General features: G+C 67.8%; 20 protein-coding genes and 1 pseudogene. 8 read left to right on the top strand and 13 right to left on the bottom strand.

The window, feature by feature from the left end; genetic code table 11:
• Nucleotides 1-47: 47 nt before the first annotated feature.
• The 3 genes from DR843_RS15270 to DR843_RS15280 are packed head-to-tail and all read right to left on the bottom strand — an operon-like array spanning nucleotide 48 to nucleotide 2,158.
• On the bottom strand, nucleotides 48-422 hold the full coding sequence (locus tag DR843_RS15270) for a type II toxin-antitoxin system VapC family toxin (RefSeq protein WP_170119887.1): 375 nt from the start codon (nucleotides 420-422) through the stop codon (nucleotides 48-50).
• A 1-nt stretch (nucleotide 423) separates the two neighbouring features.
• The gene (locus DR843_RS15275) at nucleotides 424-693 is read right to left on the bottom strand and encodes a type II toxin-antitoxin system Phd/YefM family antitoxin (RefSeq protein ID WP_146202596.1); all 270 of its coding nucleotides are present in this window, start codon (nucleotides 691-693) and stop codon (nucleotides 424-426) included.
• A gap of 52 nt (nucleotides 694-745) precedes the next feature.
• A complete protein-coding gene (locus DR843_RS15280) occupies nucleotides 746-2,158 on the bottom strand; it encodes a glucose-6-phosphate dehydrogenase (RefSeq protein WP_109687179.1) in 1,413 nt (470 codons plus the stop codon).
• 241 nt (nucleotides 2,159-2,399) lie between these two features.
• On the opposite strand from DR843_RS15280, the gene DR843_RS15285 reads away from it, so the two are divergent.
• A complete protein-coding gene (locus tag DR843_RS15285; RefSeq protein ID WP_109687181.1) occupies nucleotides 2,400-2,882 on the top strand; it encodes a cysteine dioxygenase in 483 nt (160 codons plus the stop codon).
• A complete protein-coding gene (locus DR843_RS15290) occupies nucleotides 2,879-3,337 on the top strand; it encodes a rhodanese-like domain-containing protein (RefSeq protein WP_245934148.1) in 459 nt (152 codons plus the stop codon). The genes DR843_RS15285 and DR843_RS15290 overlap by 4 nt, the downstream gene beginning before the upstream one ends.
• A 3-nt stretch (nucleotides 3,338-3,340) precedes the next feature.
• On the opposite strand, the gene yczR is transcribed toward DR843_RS15290, so the two are convergent.
• Nucleotides 3,341-4,777 carry a MocR-like transcription factor YczR gene (gene yczR / locus DR843_RS15295; RefSeq protein WP_170119888.1) on the bottom strand — a complete coding sequence of 479 codons (1,437 nt, stop codon included), beginning with the start codon at nucleotides 4,775-4,777 and terminating at the stop codon, nucleotides 3,341-3,343.
• 61 nt (nucleotides 4,778-4,838) lie between these two features.
• Between yczR and yczE the strand changes: the two genes are divergently transcribed.
• On the top strand, nucleotides 4,839-5,495 hold the full coding sequence (gene yczE / locus DR843_RS15300) for a membrane protein YczE (RefSeq protein WP_170119889.1): 657 nt from the start codon (nucleotides 4,839-4,841) through the stop codon (nucleotides 5,493-5,495).
• A 92-nt stretch (nucleotides 5,496-5,587) separates the two neighbouring features.
• On the opposite strand, the gene DR843_RS15305 is transcribed toward yczE, so the two are convergent.
• The 4 genes from DR843_RS15305 to DR843_RS15320 all read right to left on the bottom strand — a co-directional run bounded on the left by DR843_RS15305 (nucleotide 5,588) and on the right by DR843_RS15320 (nucleotide 8,581).
• Nucleotides 5,588-6,301, bottom strand: a complete 714-nt coding sequence (locus DR843_RS15305; RefSeq protein WP_109687185.1) for a VOC family protein — start codon at nucleotides 6,299-6,301, stop codon at nucleotides 5,588-5,590.
• Nucleotides 6,298-6,465: a ribbon-helix-helix domain-containing protein gene (locus DR843_RS15310; RefSeq protein ID WP_109687187.1), complete on the bottom strand. Its 168-nt coding sequence runs from the start codon at nucleotides 6,463-6,465 to the stop codon at nucleotides 6,298-6,300. Before DR843_RS15310 ends, DR843_RS15305 begins: the two co-directional genes overlap by 4 nt.
• A 67-nt stretch (nucleotides 6,466-6,532) precedes the next feature.
• Nucleotides 6,533-8,080 (bottom strand): bifunctional phosphatase PAP2/diacylglycerol kinase family protein, encoded by a 1,548-nt coding sequence (locus DR843_RS15315; RefSeq protein ID WP_109687188.1) that lies wholly within the window; start codon nucleotides 8,078-8,080, stop codon nucleotides 6,533-6,535.
• 30 nt (nucleotides 8,081-8,110) lie between these two features.
• On the bottom strand, nucleotides 8,111-8,581 hold the full coding sequence (locus DR843_RS15320; protein ID WP_109687190.1) for an OsmC family protein: 471 nt from the start codon (nucleotides 8,579-8,581) through the stop codon (nucleotides 8,111-8,113).
• Nucleotides 8,582-8,598: 17 nt separating this feature from the next.
• Here DR843_RS15320 and DR843_RS15325 point away from each other — a divergent pair, with 17 nt between their 5' ends.
• Nucleotides 8,599-9,366 carry an alpha/beta fold hydrolase gene (locus tag DR843_RS15325; protein ID WP_109687192.1) on the top strand — a complete coding sequence of 256 codons (768 nt, stop codon included), beginning with the start codon at nucleotides 8,599-8,601 and terminating at the stop codon, nucleotides 9,364-9,366.
• Nucleotides 9,367-9,372: 6 nt separating this feature from the next.
• On the opposite strand, the gene DR843_RS15330 is transcribed toward DR843_RS15325, so the two are convergent.
• Nucleotides 9,373-10,212, bottom strand: a complete 840-nt coding sequence (locus tag DR843_RS15330) for an alpha/beta fold hydrolase (RefSeq protein WP_109687194.1) — start codon at nucleotides 10,210-10,212, stop codon at nucleotides 9,373-9,375.
• A 78-nt stretch (nucleotides 10,213-10,290) separates the two neighbouring features.
• Entirely contained in the window at nucleotides 10,291-10,782 is a 492-nt protein-coding gene (locus tag DR843_RS15335; RefSeq protein ID WP_109687196.1) for an 8-oxo-dGTP diphosphatase, read from the bottom strand.
• 69 nt (nucleotides 10,783-10,851) lie between these two features.
• Here DR843_RS15335 and DR843_RS15340 point away from each other — a divergent pair, with 69 nt between their 5' ends.
• Complete coding sequence (locus DR843_RS15340) at nucleotides 10,852-11,874, top strand: ATP-dependent 6-phosphofructokinase (RefSeq protein WP_109687198.1); 1,023 nt, start codon at nucleotides 10,852-10,854, stop codon at nucleotides 11,872-11,874.
• 21 nt (nucleotides 11,875-11,895) lie between these two features.
• On the opposite strand, the gene DR843_RS15345 is transcribed toward DR843_RS15340, so the two are convergent.
• A complete protein-coding gene (locus tag DR843_RS15345; RefSeq protein ID WP_109687200.1) occupies nucleotides 11,896-12,486 on the bottom strand; it encodes a GNAT family N-acetyltransferase in 591 nt (196 codons plus the stop codon).
• Between the two features lie 10 nt (nucleotides 12,487-12,496).
• The gene (locus DR843_RS15350; protein ID WP_109687202.1) at nucleotides 12,497-13,864 is read right to left on the bottom strand and encodes an NAD(P)/FAD-dependent oxidoreductase; all 1,368 of its coding nucleotides are present in this window, start codon (nucleotides 13,862-13,864) and stop codon (nucleotides 12,497-12,499) included.
• Between the two features lie 170 nt (nucleotides 13,865-14,034).
• Between DR843_RS15350 and DR843_RS15355 the strand changes: the two are divergent.
• The 3 genes and pseudogenes from DR843_RS15355 (at nucleotide 14,035) to DR843_RS15365 (ending at nucleotide 17,213) form a co-directional block, all read left to right on the top strand.
• A pseudogene (locus DR843_RS15355) lies at nucleotides 14,035-15,023 on the top strand (IS481 family transposase).
• Between the two features lie 217 nt (nucleotides 15,024-15,240).
• Entirely contained in the window at nucleotides 15,241-16,518 is a 1,278-nt protein-coding gene (locus DR843_RS15360) for a sensor histidine kinase (RefSeq protein WP_109687204.1), read from the top strand.
• 26 nt (nucleotides 16,519-16,544) lie between these two features.
• Entirely contained in the window at nucleotides 16,545-17,213 is a 669-nt protein-coding gene (locus DR843_RS15365) for a response regulator transcription factor (protein ID WP_109687206.1), read from the top strand.
• A gap of 3 nt (nucleotides 17,214-17,216) precedes the next feature.
• On the opposite strand, the gene DR843_RS15370 is transcribed toward DR843_RS15365, so the two are convergent.
• Nucleotides 17,217-17,882, bottom strand: coding sequence for a helix-turn-helix transcriptional regulator (locus DR843_RS15370; RefSeq protein WP_109687208.1), 666 nt, complete (start codon nucleotides 17,880-17,882; stop codon nucleotides 17,217-17,219).
• Between the last annotated feature and the right edge of the window lie 51 nt (nucleotides 17,883-17,933).

The raw sequence follows: 17,933 nt of genomic DNA on the forward strand, positions 1-17,933 counted from the left end.
CCGCGCGGCCCTCGGGCCCTCCAGACCTACCCGTGCCAGCTGCCAGGTCAGGCAATCGGCACACCTAACGCCGCAGCAGCACTGCGCAATTGCTCGTCGCTGGAGAGCAGCCGAGCCCCCACAAGTCGGCAGGTGGCTAGATGTAGTGCATCCAGCGTCTTCACGTGGACCTCGATGTCGAACGCCGCACGCCACACGTCTTCGTTAACGGGGAGAAGGTGCAGCTCACGGACTTGACGGTCCATGGCGGGCCAATCTGCGCCGACCCGCAGCTGGGTGCGGCGCGCCTCGAGACGAAGCAGCCGCGATGAGACCACGGGTTCACCGGCCCGCTGCGCAGCCATCAGCGCATCGGTCACCGCACCATGGTCTTTCTGCCGGAACAGCCGATCGAGAAAGGCCGATGTGTCCAGATAGAGCACGTCAGTAGTCGCCGCGGAGTTCGTCCAAAACGTCATGGATGTCGAGGTCCGTGTGCAACGTCGGCAGATCGGCCCACGCGACCCCACTCGGCGTCGCTGCCTCAATCAAACCGTCACGTGCCCACTGCTCGTAGAGCGAGACCGGCTCCTTCGAGATGATCACAGCCTCGCCGTCACGATTGGTTACCCGCACGGGCTCGCCGGTCTTGATGACCTCGTCGAGGATGGCACCGGAGTGGTGGCTCAACTCCCGACGCTTGATCGTGCGCATGAGCACAGCCTACTGGCGAATGTTTCACATGTAGAACATTCGTCGGTCGTAACTATGCGGGCAGCCAGCCAGACGGTCCGTCCGATCCGGCGGGATACTCCTCCAGCGGGATCTTGTTGTCGCTGAAGGCTTTCAACACCGGTTGCACGATCCGCCAGCATTCCTCGGCAGCATCGCCACGCACAGACAACAGCGTCTGGCCATCGAGGATGTCGGCCAGGATCTCGCCGTACGGCTGCATCCGGCCCGGCGCCAACTCGGCTCGCAACTCCTTCTGCTCCAAGTCGTAGGGGCCACCCTCGGCGTTCATCGACAGCACGAACGTCACGGCGCCCGGCTTGAGATCGATGACCAGCCGGTCGGCTGCTTCGGTACCGCTGAATCCCGTTGGCACGTGGGGGACTTCACGGAAGTAGGCGACGATCTGTTTACGAGCAACGCCCAACGCTTTGCCGCTGCGCAGCGTGATCGGCACACCCTTCCACCGGTTGTTGTTGATCTCCAACGTCAACTGGGCGAGGGTCTCGGTGTTACGTGCCGGATCGACGCCCTTCTCGTTGACGTAGGAGGGGATCTTGCGATCACCGATCTTGCCGGCGGTGTAGCGCGCCCGCTTGCCGGCCCGGCGCGGATTGTTTCCCCACACCCTGGTGGCACGCAGTGCTTGGACGATCTGGTCGTGCACCTCGGTCGGCTCGAGCGTGGCGATGGATTCCATCGCGAACAAGCCCATCACCTGCAGCAGGTGTGATTGCAGCATGTCCCTCAGCGCACCGGCGGTGTCGTAGTAGCCGGCACGGCCTTCGAGGGCCAGCGCCTCGTCGTAGACGATCTCGACGCGTTCGATCGATTCGGAGTTCCACACCGGCTGGAGCAGCCGGTTGGAGAAGCGCAGACCGATCAGGTTCAGGACGGTGGAGACCCCGAGGAAGTGGTCCACCCGGAATATCTGGCTCTCCGGGACGACCCGCAGCAGCGTCTGGTTCAACGTGTGCGCACTGCGCGCGTCGGTGCCGAACGGCTTCTCCAACGCCAGGCGGGTCGGATGCGGCAACTCGATGTTCTGCAGCAGGTCACAGATCTTGGCCGTCACCGCCGGCGGCAACGCGAAGAAGATGACCAACGGGCTCCCGGTGGCGCACTCGTCGATCACGCTCTGCAGGTGATCGGGGTCCAACAGGTCGGCCTCGAGATACTTCGTGCCTTTCTGCGCTCGACGCAACACCTTTGCCGGCGCGCCCGCAGCATCGAACGAGTCCTTCATCAGGGCCCGCCATTGCGTGGCGGTCTTGGCGGCACGGTCCGCGCCGATCACCCGCACGTCGCGGTCGTCCTCGACCATCAACAGGCTGGCCAGGCCGGGCAGGAGCAGCCGATGGGTCAGGTCGCCACCAGCGCCGAGGATCAACAACGTCGCGGGCTGGGGTGCGTGGGTGGCCGCCTTCCGGCGAGCAGTCGGACTCATAAGGCGAGCATGTCACGGCAGAGCGGGCCAAGGGCCGCGCCGCGACCAACGTGCCGCCACGTCGCCGAAACCGCTTGCGTTGTTGTTATGTCATCAGTAACCTTGCGTTATGTCCTACCGAGCCAGTGGAGTTGGCCGCCTCGCCGTTCCGTCCCGGTGGACCCTGGCTCGCGGCCAGATCGAGTGTCCGTACGTCGTGTCCTGACCCCACGCCGTACACCTCGACCCGGAAAGAACCGCCATGTCCCTCGCCCCCGCCCTGCACACCTCTGCTGCCCTCACACCCCGCCAGTTGCTCTCGATCACCCACCTGTTCGCCGACGAACCCCGTCTGGCATCGTTCGCCAACGCCGACGGCGACGAGTCCGGCCGCCGCTGGCACCAGCTGGCTCGGACCTCGCGCGTCCAGGTGTGGGGGATCTACTGGCCGGCCGGTTCGGCCACCGGTTGGCACGACCACGGCGCGGCCAGCGGCGCCTTCCTGACGATCAGCGGCACTCTCACCGAGCACTGGTGGCGCTCGGGTGAGCAGGTGCGCCAGCAACGACCCGGCGTCGGCCGACCGTTCACCGCCGCGCACATCCACGACGTGCGCAACACCTCGACCGAACCGGCGGTTTCGGTGCACGCGTATTCGCCGGTGCTCGACGCCATGACTCGCTACGACCTGCGCGACGGCGATTTGTGGGTCACCGGTGTCGATCGGGACGGAGACGACTGGTGAGCGCCGCGACGATCACCGCACTGCACACCGAGCTGTTCCGTCGCTCAGGGCGAGGGGCGTTCGCACCCACCTACGACGGTGTTGACGACCAGTTGGCCGACGCCAGAAGCCGATTGGACCGGTTGAGCCCACGCGCGGCGTACCAGGAGCTGCTCTGGCAGCGCGGGATCCTGGTCGACATCCGACCCGCGGCCCAGCGCCAGGCGGAGGGCGAGATCCACCCGTCGCTGTCCCCGCTGGTCATCGAACGCAACGTGCTGGAGTGGCGTTTCGACCCCCGTCACGACGCTCGGTTGCCGCAGGCCTCCTATGACGCGCGGGTCATCGTGCTGTGCCAGGAGGGCTTCACATCGTCCCTGGCGGCAGATTCCCTTCTGCGGCTGGGAGTTTCGCGAGCTACCGACGTCGTCGGCGGGTTCGCGGCATGGCAGGCACTGTCCCTGCCGACCGCCTGACGCTCACGCGATCAGGTCGAGACCGCTGCAGGCCCTGCCGCCACGTCCGTGGGCACCGTCACGGACCGCGGCGTAGGCATCCGCCAGCCGGCGCACGCCCTCGGTCAGTTGCACCGATCCGGTCACGAAGGGCAACCGCAGGTAACGTTCGCCCGCCTGGCCCGGTTGGGTGAAGAAGCGTGGGCCCGGCGTCAGCAGCAGTCCGCGATGGGCCGCTTCGGCGACCAGTGCACTGGACATTGCGATGGGCAACCGAACCCAGATATTCAACCCGCCTGCAGGACAGTAGGTTTCGATCTCCGGAAGCCGGTGGGCCAGGAGCGACAACAGCAGGTCCCGACCGCTGCGCAACCGGGCACGCCCACTCGCTGCGGTCTGACCGCCCTCGGTGAGCAATTCGGTGACCACGAGTTGGTCGAAGGCCGAGGCGCCCAGATCGCTTGCCATCCGGGTCTGGATCAACGGCATCACCAGATGCTTGGGGGCGCGCAGCCAACCCACCCGCAGCCCGCCCCAGAACGGCTTCGAGGACGATCCGATGCTGATCGCGCCGGGATCGAAGGTCGCATAGGGCGGCGGGAGGGCGGCACCATCCAGGTTGACCGCATGCAGTGACTCATCCACGATCACGGTCACGGCGTCCCGGGTTGCACTGCGCGCGATCTGCTCGCGCTGGGTGGCCGTCATGACTGCGGCGGTCGGGTTGTGGAACTCCGGGATCAGGTACGCCGCCCGCGCACCTCCAGCGGCCAGCTGAGCGAATTCCTCTGTCGCCCAGGGTGTTTCCAGCACCGGTAGCGCACCAACCCGGGCACCGGCAGCGCGTAGGGCGTCGATCCCGTGCGGATAGCTCAGCCCCTCCGCGATCACCCGGTCACCGCGCCGCAAGAGGGTGCGCGTCACCAAGGAGATCGCACCCATGGCTCCCGCCGTCACCACGATCTGGCTCGGATCGGTCGGCAGGCCGCGATCGTCGTACGTGCTGGCGATGGCTTCGCGCAGGGCCGGCAGTCCGTCGGGAAGGTAACCGGTGCTGGTCAACAGCCCGGGCAGGGCGACGGCGGCCCGTTCGAAGGCACGCGCGGTGCCCGCAGGGGCGGGCGGCGCGGAGTAGGTCCACGCGATAGCGCTCGGATCACTCGAGTCGACGATCAGACTGCTCGCGGCGGACTCGGCCAGCGGGAGCGTGACGACCGTCCCGGAGCCACGGCGGGCGGTCGCGAACCCGGCATCGCGCAGCTGTTGATAGGCGCGCGTCGTGGTGGTGCGGCTCAGCCCTAGCGCAGCGGCCAGTTCTCGCTCACCAGGTAGTCGGGATCCCGCGGTCAAGCGGCCGTCGACGATCAACAGGCGCAGGGCATCGGTGAGCTCGAGGTACGCCGAGCGGGTGCCCGGGAGCGTGCCGAGCATCGCCGTGAGCGTGCGTGCCGTGATCGCCATGGGGCCACTTTTCCATAAGTGGCTATTGATTTGGTAGCCACTTGGCCGCACCATCGTCATCATGAAGCACCTGCATGACGCCCCGGCACGCCTGGTCCAGTTGGTGATCGGACTGTGGCTGTACGGCGTCACGATGGCGTTCATGGTGCGCGCCGGCCTCGGCCTGGACCCGTGGGACGTCTTTCACCAGGGGCTCGCCAAGCACTGGCCGCTGTCGTTCGGGATGACGGTCAACGTGGTCGGGGCGATCATCCTGCTGGCCTGGATACCGCTGCGGCAGAAGCCGGGCATCGGGACCGTCCTGAACGTGCTGCTGATCGGCACCGCCGCCGACATCACGCTCCGCTGGCTGCCGACTGCGCACGCGCTGCCCCTGCAGATCGGCTACCTGGCGTTCGGCGTCGTGGGCAATGGCCTGGCGGGTGCGCTCTACATCGGCGCTGGTCTGGGGCCCGGACCACGCGACGGTCTGTGGACCAGTGTGGTGCGTCGGCGGGGGTGGTCAGTCCGGGTTGCCCGCACGCTGATCGAGGGCACGGTGCTGCTGGTCGGCTGGCTGCTGGGCGGCAGCGTCGGCCTTGGCACGGTCCTTTATGCGATCGCCATCGGCCCGCTGGTGCAGCGGTTCCTGCAGTTGGTGCCGGTGACCCCGCAGTCGCCGCTGCTGTCGCGCCGGGCAGTCGACCAAGCGGAGTGTTGCCCCGAGGCTGTCGTCTAGCGGGTTCGGAACCGGTTGACCCATGAATTCGCGGAATGTGGGGCAACGGCTTCCAAAGCTCGCGGGGGCGGACGAACCTCGCACGCGCCGCATCAGGCCCAATGCACCTGCACGAGGCGGCCGTCCGGATCCGTGACCTCGATCATCGTCCCGAAGGTCGTGTCGACGCGCAGCTCCGCGTACCCGGCCGCCCGCAGCTTCTCGCCAAGAGCGCGCACGTCGCCGGTGGAGGTGAAGGTCAGGTGCACCTGCGCGCCGGCTCCGACAGCGACGTACTGCTGTGACTCTTCGGGCCGGTCGACGTGCAGACCCACCGAGCACTGATCGGCGACGAACGCCCGGTAGTCCGCGTCGTCACCATCAGCGCGCAGTCCGAGTCGGGTCAGGAAGTCGGCGTACGCACCCTGCGGATCGGTGAACCGGACTGGCACCACCGCCAGTGACGCGTCGGGGTGGGCCTGGTGCTGCTGGTACCCGTAGTGATCGGTCTGGGTCTCGTTGACCACGACTTCGGCCCCCAGTGGGTCGGTGAGGAAGAGGGACCGACCCCACGCCTCGTCGACCGGAGTGACACCGAATTCCTTTGTCACAGAATCGAGTTCGTCAGTTTCAAAGGTCAGCTGGGTCCCCCCGGACTGTGCGCCGCTGGTCGCATTGGCGGTGCCGTGCAGTAACACCTGACCGGAGCCGGACTCCATCACGGCCCAGTCGCCGCTGGTCACTGATGCCGACAGGCCGAGCGTCTCGAGGAATCGCTGCATCGCCGGGACGTCGTCGCTGAAGCGGATCGCTTGGACGGAAATCATCGGGGACCATCTCCTTCGAGGTAGGCACGCAGCGCTCGCTCGACGAGGGTCGAGAGGCTGCTGCCGTCATCGATCGCGCGGTGCTTGACCTCCGTCACCAGGGATTTCGGCAGGTAGACGTTGAACTGGACCTTGCCGTCAGCGGCGGCGCGTTCGCTGGACATGACAGAATGCTAGCAATCTATCCCTCGTCCCACCACCCCATGCCGGGAGAGGCTAGGAGGGGGCGAGTCAGTTGCGAGCGCTGGGTGCGTACACGCGCAGGCCACGTGGCTTGGCCGCCAGCCGCACGGCGTACGTGTCCTGCGGCACCTGCGTCGTCTCCCCGTCGTGCGCCACGATCACCGGGCCGTCCGCAGGGTCACGCGGCGGCCACGTCACGGTCAGATCCTGCACCGTGTAGTCCTCGACGCCCAGGTGCTTGCGGACATAGGGCGTGCGCCGCGCAATCCGGTCCGCGGTCGACCCACCGGCCGCTTCGAGGAAAGTCTTCAGTCGGCTGCGGCGGCCCTTCACCAGCGCCTCACGGACATCCAGCACGCCGTCGTCGAGCCGCTTGCGCTCGACCGGCGCGAGCGTGCGGGGGAAGTAGCGGTTGATCCCGGCGAAGAGCAGCCACCGTTGTCCGCCGTGGTCGTTGACGTTGAGCGGCAACGGCTGGGCCTGCCGCAAGACCTTCCCCGCGGCGTACATCCCGGCCAGCCCCTTGCCCCAGCGCTTTTCGTACTTCTCGCGCTCGGTGACCAACTCCGGATAGACCCCGATGGAGAAGGTGTTGAGTACGGCGTTCGTGGGCTTGCCGTCGATCTCCAGCACCCCGGTGGTCACCGCGATCCCGTCGCCGGCCTGCACCACGTCCAGCACGGTGTCGTATTCGCTGAGCCCGACCGCTTTGGCGAAGTGGTTGAGGGTGCCGCCGGGGAAGACGACCAACGGCACGTCCCGCTCCATCGCGACGGTGGCGGCCGCGGACACCGAGCCGTCGCCACCGTTCATCCCGATCGCGGTGGCACCGTTGTCGACGGCGTCGCGGAACAGTTGCGGCAGGTCGTCGCCCTTGGCCAACTCGTGGATCTGCGTCTGCGGCAGGCGGTCCCGGATGATCTTCACCGGATCGGGAGCATTGCGCCGCTCCGCACCCGAGCCCGGGTTGACGACGACGAAGAGGCCCTCGCCGTCCTTGATCGGGGCCAACTCAACGGGCTGACCCGCCGGGATCTGCGCCTCCCCCGGTGGTTTGCCGGGGAGGACCACCTTGCCGATGACGGCGATCCCTGCCCCGAGGGCAGCACCACCGACCACGTCGGACACCCAGTGCGCACCGACGTGGATGCGGGAGTAGCAGACGGCCGCGGCCAACGGGACAAGGACGATCCCCGCGGCCGGCCATTCCAAGGTCGCACCCGTCGCGAAGGCCGCTGCGGATGCGGAGTGACCGGAGGGGAACGACCCCGACGTGGGGTGTTTCATCAACCGTCGGGCCAGCGGCACCGACTTCGCCAGCGGACGCGGACCGCCGAAGACGGTCTTGCCGATCACGTTGGCCGTCGCGCTGGAGACGGCCAACGACAAGATCCCGCGCAGTGAGGCTTTGCGGCCGCGCTGGCCCATCGGGACCATCGCCAACGCCGTCACGCACCACAATTTGGAGTGGTCCGCAGCGCCGCTCAACCGGACCAACGCGGTGTCGACCTTTGCCGGGACGTCGTGCCGGGTGATCCATTCGTGGACGGCGGTGTCGAGGCGGCCCACGGCGGGCGGTTGCGGGATCAGCGGCATGCACGTCACCTTACGGGCAGTTGTGTGTCCTTATGTCGGCTCCGGCGACTGGCGGAAGGTCGGCGCCACCTGAATCTCCGTCCGCACCGAATTCGCGATGAAACACTCTCGATGCCCGATTTCGACCATCCGGCGCAGTTTGGCGTCCGGCACGTCCCCACGGACGGTGATCCGCGGAGACAGCGTCATCGCAGTGATCCACATCGGTCCCCCGCTCTGTTGCGGCATCACGCCAACGGCGCGATCGGCGTACTCGATGACATCAACGCGCGAGCGCGCCGCCACGGCCAGGAACGACAGCAACTGGCAGGAGGCCGCTGCCATCACCAACAGTTGCTCCGGATTGGCCAGCGCCGGATCGCCACCGAACGCCGGATCCGCCGAGAACGGCCCGAGCGTGCCCCCGGTGGTCATCTCGTAGCTGCGCGAATAATGCTCGTACCCCGCACCGGTCGAGCCCGACCAGGTGAGATCCACGACGTACTGGTGCCCGGTGCTCATGCTCCTATTCTGGGCCCGTGCGCGTACCAGTCGACGGAGCGGAACTCGACGTCTCGGTGACCGGCGAGGGGCCGCCGGTGGTGGTCCTGCATGGGCTCACCGGCAGCCGCGCCAACGACCAGGCGGTGGGCACCGACTGGCCCGCCGCGCTGAGTGACCGCCACCGAGTCATTGCGTACGACGCGCGCGGGCACGGTGCCTCCAGCGGCCGGCCCCAGCCGGCGGACTACGACTGGCGCAACCTGGCCACCGACCTGTTCACGGTCCTGGACCAGACCAGTCCCGCGGAACCCGTGGACGGCATCGGTGCCTCGATGGGCACCGCGACACTTTTGCATGCCGCGGTGCGCGGGCCCGGCCGCTTCCGCCGGCTGGTGCTCACCATCCCGCCGACCGCGTGGGCGACCCGGGCGGCCCAGGCCGACGGTTACCGGCAGGCCGCGGATCTGGCCGAGACGTACGGCGTGCGGCGGCTGATCGCGATGAACGCGCTGCAGCCGGTTCCACCGGCGTGCGCCGGTCTCGTGGTCCCTGCTCCCGCGATTACCGATGAGCTGCTGCCCAGTGTGATGCGCGGCGCCGCGAGCACGGATCTGCCCACACCCGAGGCGATTTCACAGCTGCAGCAACCGGTCCTGATCCTGGCGTGGACCGACGATCCGGGTCACCCGTTGAGCACGACCGAGGCTCTCACCGACCTGCTGGACGACGTCACGGTGTTCGTGGCGGCGACGCCCGAGCAGCGGGCCGCGTGGCCGCAGATCGGGCGGGACTTCCTGTCCTGATCGCGGTCAGGAAGCGACCCGCAACGCGGCGACCGCTTCCTGCGGCGCCTCGCCCCTCGCCGCAGTCGCGGTGTCGCGGATGATGTCGGCCGCGAGTTCCGGGTGGTCGAACATCGTGATGTGCCCGGTGTCGGGGATGGTCACGTGCTTGCTGCGCGGCAGGATCCGCCGCGCCCGCTTGGCCTGCGTGGTCAGCAACAGGTAGTCCTGCTCGCCCCAGGCAATGGTCGCGTTGGTGAGGATCTCCGGCTTGTTGCTGCGGAAGAGCGTGTAACTGCGGGCGATCACCGGCCAGAAGCCGCGAGCGCGGCGCAACTGCTGGGCGTCGCTCCACGCGTGCTCGAACTCCAGCTTCTCCGGGTGCTTGTAGAGACTGCCGAAGATGGCGTAGCGACCAACCGGCGTCTTCAGCACCGCTTTGGCCGCCGGAGCCGGGGTGTAGCTGGAGAACTTCAGGAAGAACAGCACCGTGCCGCACCACAGGAACCCGGGCACCTGGAAGAACCCGGCGGGTGAGAACGCCGTGGCCGAGGCGACCTTGCCGCGCTTGGCCAGCTCCAGGGCGTAGGCACCGCCCAGGGAGTTGCCGGCGACGTGCGGTTTGTCCAGACCGAGCTCCTCGAAGAACAGTTCCAGCCGGTCGACCGAACTCTTCAACGACGCGTTGAACGGCTTCTCCAGCCGCCGCGACTCCCCAAAGCCGGGCAGATCAATGGCGATCACGTCGAATTCGTCGGCCAACCGGTCCGGCACATCGCTCCACGCGGAGCGGTTGTGTCCAATGCCGTGGATGAGCACCAGCGGCTCGCCGGAGCCCTTGCGGCTGTAGTGGATCGGAGCAACCATGACGGACCTCGCAGTCGTGAATAGGACACCACAGGTGTAGTAGGAGACCTACCCTACCAACCAGTAGGGTGTCCTGCGTCACACTCCCCGGGTCACCTGCTGGACCACCCGCAGACTCACCTCGGTCAGCCGATCGTTGTCCGCGCCGTACGTCGCCTGCAGTTCGACCCGTTCGCCGCGCAACACATGCGGTAGCCACACGCGGTTCTCGTCCCACATCCGGGCAAACGGCGGCGCGTCCACGGCGAACCACTCAGGGCGGATCTCCTCGCAGGCCCGCACCTGGCCGGCCCATCGGCGTACGACGAACACCTGGCTGGTCATGTCCCACTCGGGTCGGTGGGGGAAACGGAAGTCCAGGTACGCCGCGAGCTGCGCGTCGGCCGGGTCGACGATCAAACCCGCCTCTTCCGCCAATTCGCGGACGGCGGCCTGCTCCAGACTCTCGCCCGGCTCGACCTTTCCGCCGATCCCGACGATCTTGCCGGCCCCGAAGCCGCGCAGTTTGTGGCCCAGCAGTACCCGGCCCGCTCGGACGGGCAGGATCAGACAGGTTCGCAGCGGCGGCACAGGGCCAGTTTGCCGGTCCACCAGTCGGAAACCCTTCGCCAGGGGCGGTCGCTCCGTAAAGATAGGCCTATGAAAATCGGCATCCTGACCAGCGGTGGAGACTGTCCGGGCCTGAACGCGGTGATCCGCGGCGCCGTGATCAAAGGCGATCAGATCTACGGGGTGAAGTTCGCCGGCATCCTGGATGGCTACCGGGGCCTGGCTGAAGGGGACATGATCCCGCTGCCGCGCAAGCGGGTTCGTGGCCTGTCCTTCGTCGGCGGCACGATCCTCGGCACGTCGCGGAGCAACCCTTACGAGCGCGGCGGTCTGGAGAACATCAAGGAGCAACTGCACGACAACGAGGTCGACGCCATCATCGCGATCGGCGGCGAGGGCACCCTGAGCGCCGCCAAGCGGATGGCGGATGACGGCATCCACGTGGTCGGAGTGCCGAAGACCATCGACAACGACGTCGCGGCAACGGATTACACCTTCGGTTTCGACACCGCGGTGGCGATCGCGACAGAGTCGATCGACCGCCTGCGGACCACCGCCGAGTCACACCACCGGTGCATGGTCGTGGAGGTCATGGGCCGGCACGTCGGCTGGATCGCGCTAAACGCAGGCATCGCTGGTGGCGCCCACGCGTCGCTGTTGCCGGAGTTCCCGGTGTCGATCGATCAGATCTGCATCTGGGTGAACAAGGCGCACAACCGCGGCCGCGCGCCGGTGATCGTGGTCGCCGAGGGATTCGCTCCGCTGGGCCAGGAGGGTGAGACCACCAGCCGCGGGATGGGCAACGACGGCCGACTGCGTCTGGGCGGCATCGGTGAGCAGTTGGCACCGATCATCGAGAGCAAGACCGGTATCGAGACGCGGGCGGTGCAGTTGGGGCACCTGCAGCGCGGCGGCGTTCCCACGGCGCGGGACCGGGTGCTGGCGACCCGCTACGGGACCGCCGCGATCGATGCCGTGATGGAGGAGAAGTGGGGCCACATGGTCGCGCTGCACGGGGAAGAGATCACGACGGTCGACCTGCACGACGCGACGACGGAGTTGAAGTCCGTCCCGCGCGATCTGTGGGACGAGGCCGGGATCCTGTTCGGCTGATCCCGCGGGTTTCCCTAGCCGCTATACCGGTCCACCGGTCGAGACCCAGGTGCCGAGCGGTTCCACCGGAACCACTTCCTCCTTGCTGACTTCAGCGAAATCCACGAATCCGCGAGCGCGATAGTTCGGCAACGCAGCCGGCCCGTCCAGGGAGCAGGTGTGCAGCCACACCCGGCGGGCGGGCGGCAGGCCGTGGTCGGCGGGCAACTCCCAGGCCCGGCGTACGGCGTGGGTCAGCAACGCGCCACCGATCCCCCGGCCGATCGCGTGCTCGAGCAAGCCGAAGTACTTGATCTCCACCGCGTGCGGATCGCCGTCGGTGGACGCACCCAGGTGGACGTACCCGGCGGGTGCCCCATCGGCGTACGCCACCCAGATCTCGGTCCCGGGCAGCGCCAGATCGCTCACCCACTGATCCCGGGTCCAGCGGATGCAGTCGGTCCAGGTCCACGGGCCGCCGACCGCGGCATAGAGCCACCGCACGAACTCCGGCGTCGGGGCGTCCACCCGCTCGAAACGCACGCCATCGGGCGCTGGACCAGCGGGCTGCAGTTGCGCCGGCGAGGTCATCTGCAGCGAGGTCGTCACGACGGTCCGCGGTGCCCATTCCATGGGCGAAAGACTATGGCCGGCGGGAGACGACGTCCGCGACGGCAGCCACTCGCGAGGGCCGACCCGTCGCCGACTCACGGCGATCAGCGAACCGGTACGCGGCGTACATCCCGTGAACTCCTAACCAGCGCAACGGTTCTGGCTCCCACTTGCGCACCGAGCGATTCACCCACGGCAACGAGGTACGCCGAGTGGAGACCCCCAGCGCCAGCTCGGCCAGCGTGCGCCCGGCCAGGGACGACGACGTCACGCCGTGCCCGACGTATCCGCCGGCGAACCCCACGTGCGACGCGGGATCGAAGGTCACGGTTGCCGACCAGTCGCGCGGCACACCCAGCACCCCGGACCAGGCGTGCGCGATGCCGATGCCTTGCGCGGCCGGGAAGAGCCGGACGAGGGCCCCGTAGAGTTCCTCGACGGTGCGCTGCGGGGTCTGCCCGTCGACGTCGGTGCGGGACCCGAAGCGGTAGGGCACGCCGCGGCCACCGATCGCGATCCGGTCGTCGGCGGTGCGCTGGGCGTAGATGTAGGCGTTGGCCTCGTCGCCGAGAACTTCGTACCCGGACCAGCCGACGCAGTCCCAGAACGACTGGGGCAGAGGGTCGGTCGCGATCATCGAGGAGTTCATCGGTAGCCAGGTACGCCGCTGCCCGGCGAGCGCCGCGGTGAAGCCTTCCGTGCCGCGCAGGACAGTGCCCGCCGAGACGGTCCCGTACGGCGTCCCGACCTGACCGGGTCGAAGCGAGGTCGCTGGGGTGTCTTCGAGCAACTGCACCCCGGCCGCTTCGACGACCCGCGCCAGGCCGACAACCAGTTTGGCCGGTTGGATGCGGGCACAGTGCGGCGTGAACGACCCGCCCAGCGCACCGTCGATCGCGATCCGTGAGGCGACCTGTGCGGCCGACAATTCCTCCGTCGGCGGGGCGACGTGGGCCTTCAGACGCGCGAGTTGCGGCTCGGAGGTGGCGACGGACAGTTCGCCGCCCTTGACGATGTCGGCGTCGATCCCCTCGCGAGCGCACACCGCGATCACTTCATCGACCTGGTCGCGCAACTCCTGCTCCATCGCCAGCACGCCGGCCTCGCCACTGGAGCGGGCCAACACGCCTCGTGACCCGGGCAGAGCGGCAGTCAACCAGCCCCCGTTTCGCCCGGACGCGCCGTACCCGATGAACTCCCGCTCGAGCACGGTGACGGACAACGACGGCTGAATCTGCTTGAGGTAGTAGGCAGTCCACAGCCCGGTGTACCCGCCGCCGACGATGCACACGTCGGCGGACCGGGAGCCGGAAAGTCGCGGGCGGGTGATGGCGCCACCACCGAGTTGCTGCCACCAGAACGACACCCGGCCGTTGGATGCAGGAACGGGGGCGCGCACCGTAGGCACGCTACCCCCGTTCCCTCAGTCCTGCGGAATGAACCCCCTGGCTAGTTGTACTGCCCCGGGACGTTAGGAACGGTTCTCGGCCTGTCGGCGTGACTTGAGGAAGACCTCCGGGTGAGGTGTGAAGCGACGAAGCAAACACATCCCCAAACCCGGAGGTCCTCATGGTCCACGCTAATGCCCCGCTTTCTGCGACTGGTCGCCTGCGCCTGGCGCGGTGCGTGGTGGACGATGGGTGGCCGTTGCGGCGGGCCGCAGACCGGTTCGGGGTCTCGGTCACCACCGCGCACCGCTGGGCGGCCCGGTACCGCCAGCATGGTGCGGCGGGGATGTGCGATCGTCCCAGCCGGCCCCAGTCATGTCCGCACCGCACCAGTAGGCGCCGGGAACGGCGAGTCCTGGGGTTACGGGTTTCGCGGCGGTGGGGCCGGCCCGGATCGCCTACCACCTGGGGATGAATCCGGCCACGGTGCACCGCATCCTGACCCGGTACCGGTGTCTTCGGTTGTCCTGGACGGACCCGGCCACTGGTGCCCCGGTACGGGCCGGTCGTCGAAAGGTGGTGCGCTACGAACGCGACGCCCCGGGTGATTTGGTCCACGTGGACATCAAGAAGCTGGGCCGCATCCCCGATGGGGGTGGACACCGGGTCCATGGCCGCGCTGCGGGGAAAGCTAACTCCCGTGCTACCTCCAGCAGTGGGCGGGGGTATGCCTACCTGCACCACGCGGTCGATGACCACTCCCGGTACGCCTACTCAGAGATCCTGGCCGATGAGAAGAAGGAGACCGCGACCGCGTTCATGCAACGGGCGGTGGCGCACTTCGCGCAGGTCGGGATCACCACGGACCGGGTGATGACCGACAACGGGTCCTGTTACCGCTCCCACCTATTCCGGAACATGCTGCAGGACCATGGGATCACCCATAAACGCACCCGCCCCTACACCCCGAAAACCAACGGGAAAGTCGAGCGGTTCAACCGGACCCTGACCGAGGAGTGGGCCTACGCCCGCCCCTACACCAGCGAGACCGAACGCGCCGCCGCGTACGAGGACTTCCTGCACATCTACAATCACCACCGCGCACACACCGCGCTCAAAGGTGGCTCACCCGCAGACCGCGTACCCAACCTGGCGGGGCACTACAGCTAGTCACCCAACCAAACACGCCGCAGGACGTTTGTGCACCTGGGCTCGCGCACGGGCATGGCGGTAGCCGTGGGTTCCGCAGGTGTACTGCCATTTCATCGCTATATACCCACCTGCCGCGCCCCCCGAACCGCCCATTCCGGCCTCCATCGTTCGGCGGAGGCCCGCAGGACACGAAGAGTGGATCTGTCGGATTCGACAGAGCCCCTAACGTTTGCTTATGGACAGCATGGACCGGGCGCCGGCGGGCCGACCCACCGACAAGTGGTGGCTCGCGCGCTCCGTCCTCATCGTGGTCATCTGCGCGTTGACCGGGCTGTTCGCTGTGCTGCTCGCGACCGCCGCGAAGAATCCGCAGTTGGAGATCCACTGGCCCAAGGACGTCGACCCGGTGGTCACGGGCGTCGAAATCGTGATGGTCCTGATCCTGGCCGCCCTGACGGTATGGCGCGGCCGCTGGCCGGTGCAGCTGAGCCTGATCGCCTCGATCCTGACCATCCTGTTGCCGCTGGGCGGGATGGTCCCCACCGTCCTGATGTTCAACGTCCTGATCAGCGACGTACGCCGAGGCTGGCGGGTCGGCTGCTCCGCAATGGCGATCCTGGCGATCTTCGTGTCGATCTGGCGTGACACCCAGCACCGCTCGCACGACACGTCGTTCTGGCGCAACGTGCTGGCGATGCGCGACGGGCAGGATTTCCCGTGGTGGCTGGTGGTCGCCTTGACCGCGTTGATCGCGGCGGTGGTGATCGGTATCGCCGCCTTCGTGCGGGATTGGCGTCGGGGCCATCAGGCCGAACGCGACGCCGAAGAAGCACGCGGTGAACTCACCACCCAGTTGCTGCGCCAACAGGAGCGCGAGGAGGTGGCCCGCGAGGTGCACGACGCCCTTGGGCACCGCCTCAGCCTGCTGAACCTGCACGCCAGCGCCCTGGAGATGCAGGCGAAGGGCAACGAGCCGTTGGCCCGCAGTGCCCGGGTGGTCCAGGAGAACGCGCAGCAGTCCGCCGCGGATCTGCGCGCCCTGCTGGCAGTGCTGCGCGATCCGAAGACTCCCGAACTGCACGACGGGCTCCCGGGTCTGGCCGACCTGCCCCAGTTGTTGGAGGAGACCCGGTTGGCCGGGACACCCATCACCGCCTCGTTCTTCGTCGACGACTCCGGCCCACTGAATCCGGAGTTCAGCCGCGATTGCTACCGCATCGTGCAGGAGTTGCTCACCAACGCCCGCAAACACGCGCCCGGAGAGCCGTTGCGCATCCACATCGACGTCACGCCGCAGCACGGCGCCGACATCACCGCGGTGAACCAACTCTCTCCGGCGACGCCCGATGAGTTCACGGAGGGCAACGGCCTGTTGGGTATCCGGGAGCGGGCCCGTCGGACCGGTGGTGACGCCGAAGCCGCTATTGAGCACAATGTCTCCACCGGGTCCGGTGACACCGCGGTCTTCCGTACGACCGTGCACCTGCCCTGGCCCGACGCGAAAGCCCCCTGAGCGACGAACCCTGCGGAGGACACCGGATGAGCGACCAGCCGCCCGTCGCCATTCGAGTTCTCCTGGTCGATGACGAACCCATGGTGCGTTCCGGACTCGCGGCGATCATTGGCACGACGGACGACATCGTCGTCGTCGGGGAGGCCGCCGACGGCGAGGAGGCGCTGGCCCGGATCGAGGCCGACGCCCCCGACGTGGTGCTGCTCGACATCCGGATGCCCGGTGAGGACGGAGTCGCCGTCACCCGCCGGATCGTGACCCTGGACGAGCCGCCCGCGGTCCTGATCCTGACGACCTGGGACTCCGATGCGGTCACCCTGCAGGCGATCGGAGCGGGCGCGGCGGGGTTCCTGCTGAAGACCGATGCCGGGCTGGACATCCTGGAAGGGATCCGGGCGGTCGCTGCGGGCCGCGGCGCACTCAGTCAGTCCCCGGTGCAGGCCGTGCTGTCCGCGGCGGCTCGCTCCGACACGATGGCCCGGTCCCAGGCCCGCGACGCCGTGCGGACTCTGTCGCCGCGGGAGCGTGAAGCCATCGTCGCGCTGAGCGGACCGGGCAACCTCGACGAGGTCGCCGCCCGCATGTTCGTCGCCAAAAGCACCTTGAAGAGCCACATGGAAAGCGCGCAGCGCAAACTCGGCGTGAGCAGCCGACACGAACTGGCGGTGATCGCGGCCCGGGCCGGGTTGGTCTGAGCCTCAGTCTCCGTCGGGCGCCAGCCGACCCCGGTCCGGCAACAAACCGTGCTGGACGCCCCACAGCACGGCCTGCGCTCGAGTGGTGACCCCCATCTTGCGATAGGCGGTGCGGATGTAGGACTTCACCGAGTTGATGCTGATGTAGGACTGTCGGGCGATGGCCTCGTTGGACAACCCCTGGGTCACCAGCGACACCACTTCGGCCTCCCGGGCGGTCAGGCCATGCTCCCGGCCGGGCCACTGCCCGTTGACGTTGCTGGAGCGGGTGGTCTGCTCGGTGATGACCACCTCGCCCTGGTGGACCCGGGTGAGCGCCGACACGAGGCCGGCACCGTCCAGGGTCTTGGACAGGTAGCCGCTGACGCCCTTGTCCCTGGCCATGCGCACGAGCGAGGGGTTGACGTTCCAGGTCAGAACCACGACCTTTCCGGCCGCGGGATCGTTGAGCAACTCATCGACGTCACTGCCGTCGATCTGGGTCTGGCTGAACGCGTCGTACAACGTGATGTCGACAGGGGTGCGCTGACCACCGTCACCCACGGCGACTTCGACGATCTCGACCTGGTCCGCGTACGGCGCCAACATCGCTGCGATCCCGAGGACCACGACCACGTAGTCATTGCGGATCGCCAGTCGCAGGGGTGCGGAAACGGCCTCTTCGGGCATACCCGAAGATTAGGCCGCACTTTTGGTGCAGCCCTCGCCCCGAGGGGTGAA

The sequence above is a fragment of the Branchiibius hedensis genome, from assembly GCF_900108585.1.
GTDB lineage: Bacteria > Actinomycetota > Actinomycetes > Actinomycetales > Dermatophilaceae > Branchiibius > Branchiibius hedensis.

What these genes read in the sequence shown, in the direction of transcription:
- DR843_RS15305 (WP_109687185.1), bottom strand. Translation starts at nt 6,301, where the DNA reads ATGATTTCCGTCCAAGCGATCCGCTTCAGCGACGACGTCCCGGCGATG.
- DR843_RS15370 (WP_109687208.1), bottom strand. Translation starts at nt 17,882, where the DNA reads ATGCCCGAAGAGGCCGTTTCCGCACCCCTGCGACTGGCGATCCGCAAT.
- DR843_RS15330 (WP_109687194.1), bottom strand. Translation starts at nt 10,212, where the DNA reads ATGGTTGCTCCGATCCACTACAGCCGCAAGGGCTCCGGCGAGCCGCTG.
- yczE (WP_170119889.1), top strand. Translation starts at nt 4,839, where the DNA reads ATGAAGCACCTGCATGACGCCCCGGCACGCCTGGTCCAGTTGGTGATC.
- DR843_RS15310 (WP_109687187.1), bottom strand. Translation starts at nt 6,465, where the DNA reads ATGTCCAGCGAACGCGCCGCCGCTGACGGCAAGGTCCAGTTCAACGTC.
- DR843_RS15360 (WP_109687204.1), top strand. Translation starts at nt 15,241, where the DNA reads ATGGACAGCATGGACCGGGCGCCGGCGGGCCGACCCACCGACAAGTGG.
- DR843_RS15320 (WP_109687190.1), bottom strand. Translation starts at nt 8,581, where the DNA reads ATGAGCACCGGGCACCAGTACGTCGTGGATCTCACCTGGTCGGGCTCG.
- DR843_RS15275 (WP_146202596.1), bottom strand. Translation starts at nt 693, where the DNA reads ATGCGCACGATCAAGCGTCGGGAGTTGAGCCACCACTCCGGTGCCATC.
- DR843_RS15315 (WP_109687188.1), bottom strand. Translation starts at nt 8,080, where the DNA reads ATGCCGCTGATCCCGCAACCGCCCGCCGTGGGCCGCCTCGACACCGCC.
- yczR (WP_170119888.1), bottom strand. Translation starts at nt 4,777, where the DNA reads ATGGCGATCACGGCACGCACGCTCACGGCGATGCTCGGCACGCTCCCG.
- DR843_RS15365 (WP_109687206.1), top strand. Translation starts at nt 16,545, where the DNA reads ATGAGCGACCAGCCGCCCGTCGCCATTCGAGTTCTCCTGGTCGATGAC.
- DR843_RS15340 (WP_109687198.1), top strand. Translation starts at nt 10,852, where the DNA reads ATGAAAATCGGCATCCTGACCAGCGGTGGAGACTGTCCGGGCCTGAAC.
- DR843_RS15285 (WP_109687181.1), top strand. Translation starts at nt 2,400, where the DNA reads ATGTCCCTCGCCCCCGCCCTGCACACCTCTGCTGCCCTCACACCCCGC.
- DR843_RS15345 (WP_109687200.1), bottom strand. Translation starts at nt 12,486, where the DNA reads ATGGAATGGGCACCGCGGACCGTCGTGACGACCTCGCTGCAGATGACC.
- DR843_RS15280 (WP_109687179.1), bottom strand. Translation starts at nt 2,158, where the DNA reads ATGAGTCCGACTGCTCGCCGGAAGGCGGCCACCCACGCACCCCAGCCC.